Here is a 15,172-nt window from a genome sequence, read left to right as displayed (position 1 = left end):
TCGGTTCCTTGTCACTGTCACTGGCATCAGCGCCCACTGCGGCCTCCGACTGAGGAGCCACCGGGACCGCGGTCAAAATCGCCGACATCGAGCACGCAGGCCGTTCCGGCCCGGTTCGGCACGCGACCTGGCGGGCAGCGCAGCGGCTCGCGGGCGGCGGCCGGCTGAGCCGTTGCCGGGCGTTGCGGCTGAGGTGCCGCCCGTTCGGTGGGCGTTGCGGGACGGGCAGGGGCGGCGCGAGGCGGGGTTTCCCGCGCGGGCGGCGCGACATCGCGCGGGACAGCGCGACGGATGGCCGGAAACAGGCCGGCCACCCGTCCGATGCACTGGTCGCCCTTGCGATTGCTGATCTGGCCGGGAGGGCAGGCGGCGCACTGGTTCTGGGTGATCGATCCGCCCGATGCGGTGACCATGGTGACAGCCACGCTCCGCTCGTTGTCGGCGCAGGGCCGGCAGGTCGGTGCGGGCGCGGCTCCGCCGCCGGTTCCCGCGGAGCCGGCCATGCCGCCACCGGGCAAGGTGCTCTGAATGGCGATTTCGGCGCCCGCCACAACATGGTTGCCGCCGATCGAGCCGGCGGCCTGTGCCAGCGGGCCGCCGGCGCCGGGGGCCATGGTTCCCTGTAGTCCGGCCCCGATCGAACCGTTGGCCTGCGTGACCGCCTGGAAGGGCGCTGCCTGGAACGTGCTCCCTGGCCCGCAGACCGAGGCGCAGGAGAGATATTCGCCATTGCCGCCGCGGCCGCCGCTGATCTGCGTGCCTCCCGGGCAGGTCATGCACGAGTCGCCGGAGCGAATCTGGTCGCTGGCGCAGGGCGTGCGGCATGTTCCGTCGATGTTGCGCTGGCCGTTGGGGCACTGGTCGCAGGTCTCGACGCCGTCGATGAAGCGTCCGCTGGGAACGGCGCTGTTGCCGCAACTGGGAATGCATCGCCCGGCCTTCTGGTCGAAACTGCCGCTGGCGCAGACCGGGATCGCCGCGCAGCTCGACCCGGTGTCGTATTGACCGCTCGGGCACTGACAGGCGCCGCCCGCATAGGGGGCGAACATCGCGTCATTGTAGCCGGCAGGCCTGTCATTGGCGGAGGCATTGTATTGGAGCCACGGGCGCGCCGCGCAGCTCGGCGTGCAGCCTGTTCCGCCCGTATTGAACTGGAAACCGGCGGGGCAGGTCCAGCAGCCGGTATTGTCGGCGTTGATCAACGAGCCGGGCGAACAGATGATCGGCCGCGAACACTGGCCGGTGGCCGCATCGCGGTTGAAGCCGTGCGGGCAGGCGCGGCACCAGCCGTCAACATTGGTTTCCGCCGATGAGCAGGCCGCGCAAGTATAGACCTGAGTGTCGATATAGCCGCCGTTGAGACTGCTGTAGACCGGGGTCCAGACCGTTTTCCAGCCATTCGGGAGTGTACAGCTGCACGTGCGCGTGTCGGAGAGCGTCTGATAGGTCGTACCCGGACTGCAGGCTGCAGGCGGGCCGGTTGGTGGCGGCGGGTCATCGGAGCAGTTACTGAAGAAGCAGCCGATGCTGTGGCCGACATCCTTCACGCCTCCCCAAATCTCCTCGAGCCCCGGGCAGACATGGACGGCATCGCAGACCTCCTTGGCGGTCTGGTAAATTTCCCCGATCGTGCCGCAGATTTCCTTGGTGGTCTTGTTGATGCCGCACACGGCATCGACGACGGCGGCCACGACGGCGCCGGGATCATCGAAGAGGGCGCCGACGACGGCCCGCGGATCCTCCAAGATCATGCCACCGAGATCGGCGCAGGCCTCGGCGCTCTTGCCTGCCGCTGTTGCGGCATTGACGATGTCCTCGGCGACGTTTTTCACAATGGCCGCCGTGCCGGCGGCTGCGCAGCCGCATTTCAGATATTCGCCGATGGGTCCGAGCGCGGCCATGAACTTGTCGCCGAGGGCCTTGCCGATATCGCCAGCGGCCTCGTGCGCGACTGCGTTGATCACATCGATGGCGGCCTCAGGCAGCATGCTGCGCAGAGCGCTGCCGATGAGGCTGTCCGGGTCCTCGATGAGCCCGCTGAGGAAGTCGGCGATCTGCGTCGCAACGAAACTTCCAATCGCGGCGTTGCAGCTTGCCGGGTCAGTGAAGGGCTCGTTGCCGCCAGCGGTGGTCGCGACATAGATGCCGGTCATCGCCGCCATGGCTGCGATGGTGAAGGGGTCGCCGGCGGCCGCCTGCGAGACGCATTGCGCATAGGTCGGATCGGCCAGGGCATCGGCAACTTTCACCGCACCTTCCGCCACAGCATCGACGCCATGCACGACGGCACCGACAACGCCCATGCAGTCCTTCAGCTTGTCGGTGACGTTGTTGGCGCGGGCATCCGTCGCTAGCCCAAGGGTCAGAAGGCCGGCGATAGCAAGCGCGCCAAGGACCGCCGAAAGCCCTGATGACTTGAACCAGCCGGTGGCGCGCATGGCCTACCTCTTGAAGGGGGCGGTTGCGAAAGGAATGGCAGTTGGTCTTTCCGGGCGCGGTCAGGGCACCCGGTAGCCGTTGGGAACGTCAACCCCGTGGAGCCTCTGCAACTCGCCCCGGTCGCGGGGCTGAGCGAACTGACTGTCCTGGGACGGCAGCAGGGCCGGCGACGACACGCTGAGCTTCGGCTGCGTGGCCGACAGGATGTGCAGGCGCATGTCCGAGGAGAGGTCGGGCCTGACACAGGCACCGGAGAAGGTCCGGCCCTCGGGGCAGGGCGTGGCGGCGGGGGGAGCGGTTTGCGCGATGGCGGGCAGCGCTGTCAGCGTCGATCCTGCGCAAAGCAGCAACAAGCCGGCAAGCGAACGGGACATGAGCATGGGTTTCGAGCGGGTTCCGGTCATCGCATCACATCCTGAAGCTCGTGCCGAAGCTCGCGATCCACGCATTGGTCGCGACGGCGGGCTGGCCTGAACCTGCTTGAACAAGGCCACCCACCAGCTTGTCGGGATTGACGTTCTGGTTGATCCAGACATGGGCGACGGATGCATTGAACTTGACGCCATTGCCCAGGTCGTAGGCCCCGGCAAAGCCCAACGTCCAGGTCGTCTTGGCCGGCAGGAACTGGAACGTCGTGGAATCGTAACCGTTGCGGTCGCGATAGAGGAACGACAGCGTCGGCCCGAGCGTGTAGTTGGCCCCCGAATAGGTGACCCCGCTGGTCAGCCGGACCATGTTGGAGTTGGAGTTTGCAGGCTCGGTGACCAGGGGCGGCGGGGGGGCCGCCGACAAGACCTGGTTGCGTCCCATGCTGGTGAAGTCCGCGTTGAAGGATGCCGCCCAGCGGTCATTGAACGTGTAGCCGGTCTTGACGCCCAGCATGATGCGATCGCCCGGCCGGAACTGCGGCGTGGTGCCGAACGGGTTGGTCAGCGTGGTGACCTGTTCCCATGAATAGGACAGCATTGCCTTGATGGTGAGCGCGTCGCCCCGGTAGCCAGCTGACAGGTTGGCGGTCGTCACATCGCCCGGGTTGTAGCGAATGAAGAAGTTTGGAACCTGGCTCTGCAGGAAAGATCCGCGGGACGTGTAGCCGAGGCCCCAGCCCACCGTGACATTTTCGTTCACGGCGAAATTGGCGCCGATCGACGGTCCGATGTTCAGGCCCTGGCCAAAGACCGGATTGGGCACGATGTCGGAATCGAGCGCCGATTTGGAATTGTTGACGTTGACGCCGGCAAAGCTGGAGACGGTCGGGATCGACGCGGATATGGCCGCAAAGGGCTGGATGCCGTTGATGCCGAAATAGGTGACACGCTGCGACAAGGTCAGGTCGACGGGCCGGGACACATCGGTGCTGACGCCGCCGGAACTCTGGCTCGACCACATGTAGCCGGAGCGCAGGACCGATTCGAGCTTCCAGTCCGAATTGGGCCGGCCGGTCAGCTGGAAGCCCACCGGCACGAAGACCTGTGTGCCGCGATTGCCGAGGGAGTCGCGCCACGAATAGTAGCGGGCCTCGGTGTCGGCGGTCATGCTCCAGCTGTTCTGTGCGGCCTGTGCGAAGGCGAAATCGCAGCCTCCCGCCAAAAGCAGCGGGATCAGCGCCGCGCGGCGCTTGTCTCGCCAATCATTCCATATCTGCACGAACTGCCCCCCGCCACGCTTCTGGCCGGGCGCTGTGCGGCGGACAGAAGTTCAATGCATGCAAGGCTAAAGCTTGGCTGACACAGGTCTTGGACTCGGCCGTGCGAGAGCTCAATGGTTTCGTGCGCGAAAGTCCATGCCATCGGCCGGGATGACCATCAGCTGCTCTTGATACGATGCTTCCCTTGCACGTAAGAGCCCCTGCGATTGCGTAGAAGCCGTTATGGACCCTGGGGAATTCGACAGATACCATGTGCTGACGCTGCGGCCAGTTGGGCGTGGCGAGTGGATTGCAGGGGACATGGCGGGCCATGGATGCAGACCAGCCGGCCCTGATCCATCTCGACAGTGCGCAGATCGGCGATCCCGGCAATATGCGAACATGGCGCGAGAACGTGGCCCGTGCCGTCCTCGGGCTCGATTTCCGGCCGCTCGACGACAAGCCGTTTCGCGTCCAGATGGCGGTCGTCAGAGCTGGCGCGGTGACGCTCTCACGGTCAGTCACCAGTCCGGCGGAGAGCTTTCGCGATCAGGAACTGGTCGATCCGAACTCGAACTCGTTCACATTCGCCTGGCCCGAGGGCGGTGCCCTGGTTGCCCGCCAGCGCGGCCAAGAAGCGGTGCTCGGTGCGGGTGATGGAATCCTGCTGTCGAGCGATGAGTTCGGCTCTCTCGCGGCGCCGCGAGGCGGCCGCTATGTCGGCGTGATCATCCCGCGAGGAATGGTCGAGGCCCACGTGACGTCCGCCGACGACCTGATCATGCAGTCCGTTCGGCGCAATGTGAAAGCGATGCGCCTCGTCCAGGCCTATAGCCGACTGATCACACACCATGCGGCGGACGCATTGCCGTCAACGCTGGCACTGATGGGCGACCATCTGGCGGCGTTGATCGCAATGGCGCTCGGTGATGTTCGGTCGGATGCCGCCGGGCCCAATCGCTTGCCGGAGCGTGGGGCCCGCTTCGACCTTGTGAAGAATTGGATCGCCGACAATGCAAGTGATCCGGCGCTTTCGCTCAGTGCCGTCGCCCGCGCCTGCGGGCTGTCGTCGCGCTCGATCCAGATGCTTTTCGAGGAGAGGGGCCAATCCTATTCGTCCTATCTTCTCGAGGTGCGTCTCGAGCGTGCCTACCGGCTGCTCACAGCGGCGGGGGCTGCCCGCGATCCGCTGCGGGTGATCGACGTGGCCCTCGCGGTCGGCTTTTCCGATGTGTCCTATTTCAACCGCCGTTTTCGATCGCGGTTTGGCGAAACGCCGACGAGCGCCAGGGGCGGCAGGGGATCGCCGGGCAGCGCGTGACGCTTGCCGGATCCAGGCGGGATCGCGCCGACGCTGCCGATCGGGATGAGCCGGCCAACTGCACCCGGCATTGCCTGTTGACCTGGCATCCGGCGTGAGATCATCCGACCGACCTAGGCGAGCATGACCACCAGGCACAGGCCGACATAGATCACCGGAACGGTGAAGCGGATATTGCGCCGGACTTCGGTCAGCAGAGACGGATAGCGCTGTGCGATGGGCGATCCGTGCTGGCTCAGCAGAACATCCAGGAGCAGCACGATGATGAGGTAGAAATAGCCCATCGAGATCATCGTCGCGATCGGGGAGTTCATCGAGATCGAGCCCGGAAAACTCGACTCGAACGTGAAGCTGAGCGCAGCCAGCGCAAGCAGTGATGAGAAGACCATGGGCGCACGCTGGGTATTCGAGATGACGCGCTCGGGAGCCCAGAGCAGGAAAAGCGACAGCGACATGATCGCAAAATAGGGAACGAAGACCCGCAGTACATAGCGATGCCAGTTGCGGTCGATTTCGGCCACCGCAGTCAGTCGGGAATAGGGACGGGCGTTCCAGCCGTAGAACGTGTCCTGCCGGAAGCCCAGCTTGGCGGGGATCCAGTTCACCGCCGAGAGCGCCGGGGCGATGCTGGAATAGTGTCGGTCGAACTCCGTGGTCGTCAGCACCACCTCGCTTGCGGGATGGCGCGGCGGCACGAAGGAGAGGGCGAGAGCCTGGCGGTCGAAGGGAAAGGCGCCCATGGAGACCTGAACGCGGAAGTCGGCATCGAACCGGCGTACGAGCACCACGCGGCCATCGTGGAAGAGCGAGAGCGAAACCGTCTGGGCCCGCGGCGTGCCAATCATGCTCTCGATCATCAGGTCTGGCGACCACATCTGCTTCAGGCGCGCCTCGGCCTCCGGACCGACCAGATCGATGCGCTCGCTGCCCCGCTCGATCCGGTCGAAGGCGACCGCCGGATCGGACCAGCGCTGGGTAAAATCGACGGAAGCGCCGACCTCGCCGAGCACCTCGTGGAGCCGCACGATATTGAGGACGCGCACGGCGAGGCGCACCTGGATCGGCAATTCAACGCCCTCCGGCAGGCTGACCTGGGCGAGGGACGGGATGGCCGACGGCCCAAGGCAGGCAAGCGCGACGAGGGCAGCAAGGATGGCCCGCACGAGCCTCCTCATGCCGAGCCTCCGGGTTTGCCGGCGAGATCGGCGGGTTCGGCGCGCCGCTTCGCCAGCGCCGCGAAGGCGGCCATGGTGCGCGTCACCTCCCGGCCGCCCCCGACCTTCGGCGGTTCTGGGAGCTTGTCCGACGTCTCGACCTTCCCGGCATAATCCTCGATGGCCTGCAGCGGCCCGAGGATGAACGACCGAAGCGTCACGAGCACCACGGAGAAGGCGACGATGGCGCCGACGAACGCGACAAAGCCGAAAATCAGGGCGTCGCGCCGATAGGCCGCATGCAGAGCGGTGGCATCCTTGGCGCCGACCATGCCGCCGATCATCCGGCCGCTGAAGTCGAGCAGCGGCTCCACGACGATGCCCCAGCGCTCGTCGCCGATCACCGCCTCCAACTGGACGGTATCTCGGCCGAGGCGGAAGGCGGGTGTGCGGGCGATCGCAGCGAAGACCCTCGAATCCGTGGAGTCCTTGAGCTGTACCTCGTCGGCTCCGTCGCCGCGGCTGGGCGCCTGGGTCATGGTGGTCGAGATGAAGATGGCGACTTCCGCGCCACTGCCGATCTTCACCGTCTGCAGCACCGGGCGCAGATCGAAGCCGATCTCCGCTGTGCCGACGAACTGCCCGTCGTTGACGACGGGCGCGACGCCGCGCAGCGCAAGTATGCCCGTCGGGCCAATCTCGATACCGCGCTGCCCGCGGCGTGCGCGGTTGGCGGCGACGACGATCGGCCGGATCGAGGAGACATCGTCGTTGGACCTCCCCGGATCGTGCAGGCGCGCCAGTGTCCGGAGGCCCGCGCTCTGGAACTGCATGATCTCCAGTCCTGCCTCCGCGCGCAGAAATGCGAAGGTCTCCCCGAAGCGGTCGAGAATGGCTTTGGCGTTCGATCCGGCCATGGCGGCGCGCAGTTCCGGCTGGCGGGCCATGGCCTCCACCTCCGTCAGCGCATAGGCGCTGGTGCGATCAAGCGCATTGCGCAGGAGGACGCTGACGGTGTTGAGCTCACTGCGCTGGCGGGCGATGAGGTCCCGCTTGGCCGACATCAGGGCCAGTGTGCTCAAGGTGCCGAGCACCAGGGCGAGAAGGCCGGCGAGGATCAGTGACAGGCGCGTGGCGAAGGTCATGCGGGGCGATCTTCGGTGATGGCGCTGGGCGGCCCGTCGAATTGGGGGATTCTCACGGCTCGAAACCGGGGGGCTTCTTGGCCCAAGGCGCGTCACGGGTGATTTCGGAGCGCCCATATTCGAACAGCGCGTTCATGTAGGTGCGGTCGAAGGGCTTGTCGTTCTCCAGCGTGAAGCGGCTGGTGACGTGGGCGAGGTTGAAATCGACGTTGTCGCGCCGATTGACGAGATACATCCGGTAGATGTCACCCATGGAATTGGCGGCGATCATGGTTGAGATCGAGCGCTGGGCTACCGGAACCAGGCCGCGTTCGACCTGCACGGGGCGCTCCAGCGTGCGGCCGTTCCGGATGATCCAGGCGACGCGACGACGGGCGCCGACGTCCTGGGGCAGATCGCGCAGCGGCACGTTGGCCGGATAGAGAAAAACCTGCGTGGTGGCGCCGCCGTCGACATGCATTTCCTGACGGCGCTGACCGCTGACGTCGACATCCATGGGAACCGGCGGGAAGAAACCAGGGATGGAGGCCGAGGCCAGCAGCACCTTGCGGATCGTCTCCCCCGCCGCGGGATGGCCGCTGGCTGCGATCGCGCCGATGTTCCAGATCACGGGCTGGCCGAGGTCAAGGTCAGTGGTGCCGATGAGCAGCAGCCGCCCCCGACCATATTCCTGACCGATCTGGTCGATCATCTCATCGGTGACATAACGGGCGATGAGCCGGGCGAGGGGAGCGGTGTCGGCGAGCGAGTCGCTGGTGAGGACAGAGATAGCCGGGCGCTGGATCGCGATATCGTTCTGGTCAACGGAGGTATAGACCGCCTTCAATTGCTCGTCGTAGGCGCGGCCCAGAAAGGCGAACGGCGCGATCAGCGCGCCGGTTGAAACGCCGGTGACGAGCGAGAAGTCCGGACGGTTGCCTCGCTGGGTCCAGCCATAGAGGATCCCAGCCCCGAAGGCGCCGTTGTCGCCGCCGCCGGACAGCGCGAGCATGTGTTCGGTCTCGAGCCGTCGCCCCCGGGTGGCGGCGAGGCGCCGCTCCGCCGCGAGCCAGACCCGGCTGAAGCGCTCCGGCTCGGTCGTCAGATGAAATCTGGCGTCGGCAATGCCAAGGAACTGAACCGTAAGCGCCTGGTTCCGCGGGACGGCCGGAAGCCGCTCATGCGTGGTGCAGGCGACCCCGGTACCGAGAATGGCCAGCAGAACGCCGACGCGAGCAAGAAATCTGAACATGGTCACCGGCAACAGAAACGGCACTTCACCCAAAGGAAGGCATGCGGGCTCAACGCGCCGCGAGGCGCTTTGGGCCACATATCCTATGGCTCTCAAAGAGCAGGGCCGCCGCTGGATTGTCTTGACCTAAAGCGAAGAACGCAGGACATATTTGTATCGTTCTCGTTCGTCGGCTCAGGGGAGCGCCTTCCGCGTGTCGATGCTGGTTCCTTCAGCCGCCATGCTGCGGTTCTCGACGGCGGATTTTCCGGAACGGGACTCGGTCGAAGCCTGGCGGAGCCTGTTCGGCCATACAATCTGCGGGCTGGAGATTGAGCCGCGGGGCGAGCGGCCCTTCGTGTCCGAGGCATCTCTGCGAGTCCTGCCAGGCCTCGGCGTTGCGACGGGCCAATCTTCCGGTGCGCACTATTGGCGGCCGAACCACCGGATCAACAGCGACGACCTTGTCTTCGTCATCAATCATGCGGGATGCGACCTGGCGCGGATGAGCGGGCGCGAGCAGGAACTGCTTCCGGGGCACGCTGTCCTCTTTGCTACAGATCGCGTCGGCGGCACCACGAATGCCGGATTGTCCAGGTTCACCACACTTCGGCTGCCACGTTCGGCAGTGCCGGCCGCTGACGATGCCGTCCTGCGCACAGTCGGCCCCGACAACGAGGCACTTCGCCTGCTGGGCAGCTATCTCGGAATCCTGCGCGACACGAAAGCGCTCGCCACACCCGAACAGCAGGAACGGGTCGTCATCCATATCCACCATCTGATCGCCATGGCCGTCGAGGCGCCGGGCGCGGTGCGATCATCGGCCACTCGCACCGGATTGGCCGCCGCCCGCCTGCACGCGATCAAGCGGGATATCGCGTTGAATGCACTGGAGCCCGACCTGCAGATCGCCTGGATCGCAGCGCGCCACCAGGTCACGCCGCGCTATGTTCAGATGCTGTTCGCGCAAGCAGGGACCCATTTCTCCGAATATCTCCGGACCGCGCGTCTGGCAGCAGCCTACGCCATGCTGCTCGCGCCCACGGACCGGCAGAAAAGCATCGGCGAGATCGCTCTCGATGCCGGCTTTGGCAATATCTCGCATTTCAATCGGGCATTTCGGCGGGAGTTCAATGCAACGCCGTCGGAAGTTCGCGCATGCAGGCTCGAGGACTGCTAGCGGCCGGCATACCGTCGTGGTCCAGGGGCGTGGGGGCACGGCGGTCCGATGTCGGTGCTGCTTAGGCAGAGCCTGGATCGGCATCATCAGAGGGTTGCGAGTTCGCGCGACCGGTTCGAGACCTGGCGGCATTGAACGCGTCGGATCGTGGGGGCCGACTGGACCGGGTCGACCGCGCGCTCCTTGATGTGCCAGCGCTCGATCAGGTCGTGCGTCCCGTCAAGCGACAGCGCGTCGAGGCTCGACGACAAAGCCATGTCCAGGCCGCCAGCGCCGCCGGTTGTGCCGGCACGGTCGGCTCACCGGATCAGATCGAGGGACTTGTAGTAGAGCCCGACGAGCGGCAGGAACCACGGCGTGCCGAAATGTCCGGGGACCGCCGCCCAGGGCAGGTCTGCCCATGGATTGCGGTCGATCTGGCCGGTCATCAGGCCGGCCATGATCTCCCCCATATGGGTGGCGATCTGGGCTCCATGGCCGGAATAACCCATCGAGAAATAGAGTCCCTCGGCTTTGCCGGCCCGCGGAAAGCGGTCCTGCGTCATGTCGACCAGGCCGCCCCAGCAATAGTCGATGGCGATGTCGCCGAGCTGCGGGAAGATCTTCAGGAGGCTCTGCCGCAGGATGGCGCCACTCTTGGCATCGGACCTTTGGTCCGAAAAGGCGGAGAAGCGGGCCCGCCCGCCCCAGACCAGGCGGCGATCGGGGGTCAACCGGAAATAGTTTCCCACATTGAGCGAGTTCACATAGGTCCGGTCACCTGGAACGGTGGCTGCCACCTCGTCCTCGCTCAGCGGCCGGGTGACGATGACGAAGCTGCCGACCGGCACGATGCGCCTGCGAAAATAAGGGAAGGCCTTGGTCGTGTAGGCGCCAGTCGCGAGGAGCACCGACCCGGCCGTTGCAATGCCGTTCGGCGTTGCCAGCGCCCAGCCCTTGCCGGAGGGTTCGCAACTGGTGACCTGTGCCTGTTCGTGAATGACAGCGCCGCGGCGCACTGCGGCCTCGCCGAGCCCGCACACAAAGCGCCCAACATGCATCATCGCGCTCTTCGTCTGCAGCATGCCGCCATGGAAGGCGTCGGAACGCACCTCGTTCAGCAGATCGGCCTTGGCGAGCATGGCTGTGTCGGGATCGGCGGCGCGATGGAGCACTTCGAAGTTCCGGGCCAGGCTCTCATAGTGCTGCGGCTTCGAGGCGAGCTTCAGCTTGCCCGAGCGACGGAACGCGCAGTCTATTCCTTCTTCCGCGATGATCCGCTCGATGGTGGCGATGCCGTCGTCGAAGGCGCGGTAGATCGCGAGGGCCTTGTCCGGGCCGAATTCGGCTTCGGCGGCGAGATAGCTGTGGGCGATGCCATTGTTGAGATGGCCGCCATTGCGCCCGGAGGCGCCGTAGCCGACCGTCTCGGCCTCGAACACGATGACGCTGCGGCCCTCCATCGCCAGCTTGCGGGCGGCGCCCAGCCCGGTGAAGCCGGCACCGATGACCGCCACGTCGTAATGTCCGGAGACCGGTCCCTTGGCGGCGGATGCGAAGGGGGGGCGGTATCGTGCCAGTAGGACTTGAGCTGCATCGAGCAAGGTTCCCTGTCGGTGACGGGCAGGGCGTTAGAGCCCGAAGACGCCGGGAAGGCCGGAAATATCGGGGATCTCGGTATAGCCGTAATAGGGGTTGGCCGGCTCGTGCCCGCGGTTGACCCAGACCTTCGAGCGGATGCCGAGATCGTGGGCGGTCATCAGGTCGTAGCGGAACGAGGACGAGACATGGGTGATGTCGTCCGGTCCGCAGCCGAGCTTGTCGAGCATATATTCGAAGCCGTTCATCTGCGGCTTGTAGCTGCCGGTCTCCTCGGCGGTGATGACCATGTGGAACGGCGCGCCAAGCTTGGCGACGTTCGACATGATCTGGTCGTTCATGGCGTTCGACAGGATGACCAGCGGAATATGCTGCGCAACGCGCGCCAGTCCGGCTGGCACATCGGGGTGAGGACCCCAGGTCGGAACCTCCTCGTAGATGCGGAGAGCATCTTCAGGCCTGAACGGCACATTGTTGCGGCGGCAAGTTCGCTCGAGCGAGCGATGGACGACATCGGCATAAGGCTTCCAGGCGCCGAGGATCTCATCCAGCCTGAAGGCGGAGAAGTCGCGGATGAAGTTCGCCATGGCGGGTTCGGGTAGCACCTCGCCATAGATGCGGCGGGCAGCACCGGCCATGTCAAAATTGATCAGAGTGCCATGGCAGTCGAAGGTCACGAATTTCGGTCGAAACGTCATCATCGAGTACCTGTCGTCAGGCCGCATGCCTCGGGAGAGGCGAGTGATAAGCTGATCCTAGGGCCGCCTGCTCGCGCAAGGCCGCCGCATTGGGCGTCGGGCAAAGCAGAAACTACCGTATTGCAGCGATGCCACGGCACCATGTTGCGGTCCCCGTCGCTGGACTGACGAATCTTCCTGGGCTGGAGCTAAGCCTGCGGCATTTTCTGCGGCGCGCAGCAATGCGAACGGTCGAAGATTGCGGTGGGCTGGCTGAACCGGACAGCACATGCGCCGCGCCTGTCGCGATGATGCCCCCACAATCTGCATGCGACGGGATGATCGCTCATGTCCGCCATACCTGATGCCCCGGTGATCGCGTTCGAGCCGTTCAAGGTGGCCCATCTCGATGCTGCTGTCGCACTCTCCCGGGCCGAAAGCTGGCCACATCGCCGCGAAGATTGGGCCCTTGGCCTCAGCCTCAGCAAAGGGGTCGTCGCAATGGTCGATGGACGCCTCGTCGGCACTGCCTTTGCGACGCCATTCGGCCCGGTGGCCATGCTCAACATGATCATCGTTGCCCCGGAAATGCGTGGCCAGGGGCTTGGCCGCCTGCTGGTCGAGCGCGCGATGGCTCGCGTCAGAGCAGACGAATGGCGCCTTGTCGCGACCAGCGACGGGCTGCCGCTCTATCGAAAGCTCGGTTTTGTCGATGGCGTCGCGATTCACCAGCATCAGGGGCTGGCTTCCGGCGGGGGGCGGCCAGAGGGCATCGCCTGGCTGGATGCCTGTGAGATAGACCAGCTTGCCGCACTCGATCAGGCGGCGACCGGCATGGACCGGGCCGCCCTGATCGGCGCGGTCGCGGCGGACGGGCGGATTGCTGCGATCAAGGAGAACGGGCGTCTGGCCGGCTTTGTCGCATTGCGCCCGTTTGGCCGCGGGCAGGTCGCAGGCCCCGTCATCGCACGCCACCCGGACGATGCCCGACGCCTCCTGTCGTTCGCGCTGGCCGAGTGCGACGGCCGCTTCCTGCGTGTCGATACGCAAGCCGATAGCGGCCTTGCGGATTGGCTCACCGACAAGGGATTGGCCCCGGTCGGCGGCGGGACATCCATGGTGCGGGGCGGGCGCGTCCCGCCCGATCCGCAATGGCGCAGTTTCGCTCTGGCCGCCCAGGCCTTCGGCTGACATCGATCAGGAGTCATTCCATGCTGGCGAATTCACTGGTCGAGCTCGATCGGGCGCACCTCATCCACCCTGTGGCGAGCTGGCGGGGCCACGAGGCGGCGGGTGTCCGTGTCCTTGCCTCGGGCAAGGGCGCGACAGTGACGGATGCGACGGGCCGCACGCTCGTCGATGGCTTTGCCGGCCTCTGGTGTGTCAATGCCGGCTATGGTCAGGAAACGATCGTCGAGGCGGCAGCGCGCCAGATGCGCCAGCTTCCCTATGCCACCGGCTATTTCAGCCTCGGCTCGGAGCCTGCAATCCGGCTGGCGGCGCGCCTCGCCGAGCTTGCCCCGGGCGATCTCGACCACGTCTATTTCACGCTGGGCGGTTCGGACGCCGTCGACAGCACTGTGCGCTTCGTCCGCTTTTACCAGCAGGCACGGGGCAAGCCGGAGAAGGATCAGTTCATCTCGGTCGCGCAGGGCTATCATGGGTCCTCGACGGTGGGTGCCGGACTGACCGCATTGCCGGCTTTCCATGCCGGGTTCGGCGTGCCGCTCGATTGGCAGCATAAAATTCCGTCTCATGACGTCTATCGCAACCCCGTGGGTCAGGATGCGAGCGCGATCATCGCAGCATCCCGGGACCAGTTCCTGGCCAAGATCGGCGAAGTCGGCGGCGCTGATCGGGTCGCCGCGTTCTATGTCGAGCCCATCCAGGGATCCGGCGGCGTGCTGGTTCCGCCGGCCGGCTGGATGGCGTCGATGCGGCAGCTTTGCGCCGATCTCGACATCCTGTTCGTCGCCGACGAGGTGATCACCGGGTTCGGGCGGACGGGGCCGATGTTCGCCTGCGCCGACGAGGGCATCGTTCCCGATCTGATGACCGTCGCGAAGGGGCTGACCTCCGGCTATGTGCCGATGGGCGCGGTCCTGATGTCGGACAGGGTCTACCAGGTGATTGCCGATGGTGCCGGCCGCGCGGCGGTAGGGCATGGCTATACCTATTCGGCCCATCCGGTGAGCGCGGCCGTCGCCATGGCCGTGCTGGATCTCTATGAGGGCGGCCTTCTCGACAATGGCCGGTTGATGGGCGAACGGCTGCTGACTGGGCTTCGGGGGCTCGCCGATCATCCACTCGTCGGCGATGTGCGTGGCCGTGGCATGCTGGCGGCGATCGAGCTTGTCACAGACAAAATCGCCAGGACTCCGCTGCCGGCCGCTGCCGCGCCGGCCCAGCGCATTTTCGAGCGCGCCTGGGACAACGGCCTGGTCATCCGTGCGTTCCCCACCGGCGTGCTCGGCTATGCGCCGCCGCTTTGCTGCACGGCCGATGATATCGACGCGATTATCGAGCGTACGCGCAAGACGCTCGACCAGACCCTTGAGGACCCGGATGTGCGCCATGCTCTCCGCTGAGCAGGGCGTGGCCGTTGCGGCTCCGAAGACGGGCGCGGTGACCGCCTGTATGACGGAATGTCGTGGGGGAGGCGCAATACAGCACAATCTGCTGTGCAGCGGCCGTTTTTGGCGTTTCTGGCACGCGAGCACGCGGGACACTGGACTTCAATGAGAGTGACAGCCTTGCCGGGACGCCGTTCCGTTTCCCAGCCCGGCAAGCGCCAGGTTCAAGGACACCCCGTTCGCCGCGCATGGCTGTGAAGGCCGCAGG

General features: G+C 65.7%; 12 protein-coding genes and 1 pseudogene. 4 read left to right on the top strand and 9 right to left on the bottom strand.

Translation table 11 applies throughout. From position 1 onward, the window contains the following. Positions 1 to 26: 26 nt before the first annotated feature. Genes E8L99_RS20085 through E8L99_RS20075 form a run of 3 tightly spaced genes read right to left on the bottom strand, consistent with a single transcriptional unit; the run spans position 27 to position 3,975 of the window. A complete protein-coding gene (locus tag E8L99_RS20085) occupies positions 27 to 2,438 on the bottom strand; it encodes a hypothetical protein (protein WP_137101216.1) in 2,412 nt (803 codons plus the stop codon). Positions 2,439 to 2,498: 60 nt separating this feature from the next. Next, entirely contained in the window at positions 2,499 to 2,843 is a 345-nt protein-coding gene (locus E8L99_RS20080; RefSeq protein WP_137101215.1) for a hypothetical protein, read from the bottom strand. 4 nt (positions 2,844 to 2,847) lie between these two features. Further along, entirely contained in the window at positions 2,848 to 3,975 is a 1,128-nt protein-coding gene (locus E8L99_RS20075; RefSeq protein ID WP_137101214.1) for a hypothetical protein, read from the bottom strand. Positions 3,976 to 4,397: 422 nt separating this feature from the next. On the opposite strand from E8L99_RS20075, the gene E8L99_RS20070 reads away from it, so the two are divergent. Next, positions 4,398 to 5,387, top strand: coding sequence for an AraC family transcriptional regulator (locus tag E8L99_RS20070; RefSeq protein WP_137101213.1), 990 nt, complete (start codon positions 4,398 to 4,400; stop codon positions 5,385 to 5,387). Between the two features lie 113 nt (positions 5,388 to 5,500). On the opposite strand, the gene E8L99_RS20065 is transcribed toward E8L99_RS20070, so the two are convergent. The 3 genes from E8L99_RS20065 to E8L99_RS20055 are packed head-to-tail and all read right to left on the bottom strand — an operon-like array spanning position 5,501 to position 8,995. After that, on the bottom strand, positions 5,501 to 6,562 hold the full coding sequence (locus E8L99_RS20065; RefSeq protein ID WP_137101212.1) for a ligand-gated ion channel: 1,062 nt from the start codon (positions 6,560 to 6,562) through the stop codon (positions 5,501 to 5,503). Further along, a complete protein-coding gene (locus E8L99_RS20060) occupies positions 6,559 to 7,686 on the bottom strand; it encodes a cache domain-containing protein (RefSeq protein ID WP_168201751.1) in 1,128 nt (375 codons plus the stop codon). Before E8L99_RS20060 ends, E8L99_RS20065 begins: the two co-directional genes overlap by 4 nt. A 52-nt stretch (positions 7,687 to 7,738) precedes the next feature. Continuing rightward, complete coding sequence (locus E8L99_RS20055) at positions 7,739 to 8,995, bottom strand: patatin-like phospholipase family protein (protein WP_137101210.1); 1,257 nt, start codon at positions 8,993 to 8,995, stop codon at positions 7,739 to 7,741. Positions 8,996 to 9,116: 121 nt separating this feature from the next. On the opposite strand from E8L99_RS20055, the gene E8L99_RS20050 reads away from it, so the two are divergent. Beyond that, positions 9,117 to 10,076 (top strand): helix-turn-helix domain-containing protein, encoded by a 960-nt coding sequence (locus E8L99_RS20050; protein WP_252511387.1) that lies wholly within the window; start codon positions 9,117 to 9,119, stop codon positions 10,074 to 10,076. Between the two features lie 86 nt (positions 10,077 to 10,162). Here E8L99_RS20050 and E8L99_RS23850 read toward each other — a convergent pair whose 3' ends face one another. The 3 genes and pseudogenes from E8L99_RS23850 to E8L99_RS20040 form a co-directional block, all read right to left on the bottom strand. Continuing rightward, positions 10,163 to 10,333, bottom strand: coding sequence for a hypothetical protein (locus E8L99_RS23850; protein WP_168201749.1), 171 nt, complete (start codon positions 10,331 to 10,333; stop codon positions 10,163 to 10,165). Positions 10,334 to 10,375: 42 nt separating this feature from the next. After that, positions 10,376 to 11,652, bottom strand: a pseudogene (locus tag E8L99_RS20045) (NAD(P)/FAD-dependent oxidoreductase). A gap of 34 nt (positions 11,653 to 11,686) precedes the next feature. Beyond that, entirely contained in the window at positions 11,687 to 12,355 is a 669-nt protein-coding gene (locus tag E8L99_RS20040; RefSeq protein ID WP_215907025.1) for a haloacid dehalogenase type II, read from the bottom strand. A 324-nt stretch (positions 12,356 to 12,679) separates the two neighbouring features. Between E8L99_RS20040 and E8L99_RS20035 the strand changes: the two genes are divergently transcribed. Both E8L99_RS20035 and E8L99_RS20030 read left to right on the top strand, forming a co-directional pair. Next, the gene (locus E8L99_RS20035; RefSeq protein WP_137101208.1) at positions 12,680 to 13,522 is read left to right on the top strand and encodes a GNAT family N-acetyltransferase; all 843 of its coding nucleotides are present in this window, start codon (positions 12,680 to 12,682) and stop codon (positions 13,520 to 13,522) included. Positions 13,523 to 13,542: 20 nt separating this feature from the next. Next, positions 13,543 to 14,919: an aspartate aminotransferase family protein gene (locus E8L99_RS20030; RefSeq protein WP_137101207.1), complete on the top strand. Its 1,377-nt coding sequence runs from the start codon at positions 13,543 to 13,545 to the stop codon at positions 14,917 to 14,919. Positions 14,920 to 15,172 lie beyond the last annotated feature (253 nt).

Source organism: Phreatobacter aquaticus (assembly GCF_005160265.1).
Classification (GTDB): domain Bacteria; phylum Pseudomonadota; class Alphaproteobacteria; order Rhizobiales; family Phreatobacteraceae; genus Phreatobacter; species Phreatobacter aquaticus.
The sequence above is the reverse complement of the archived record's forward strand: the minus strand, read 5'-3'. Positions and strand labels throughout refer to the sequence as shown.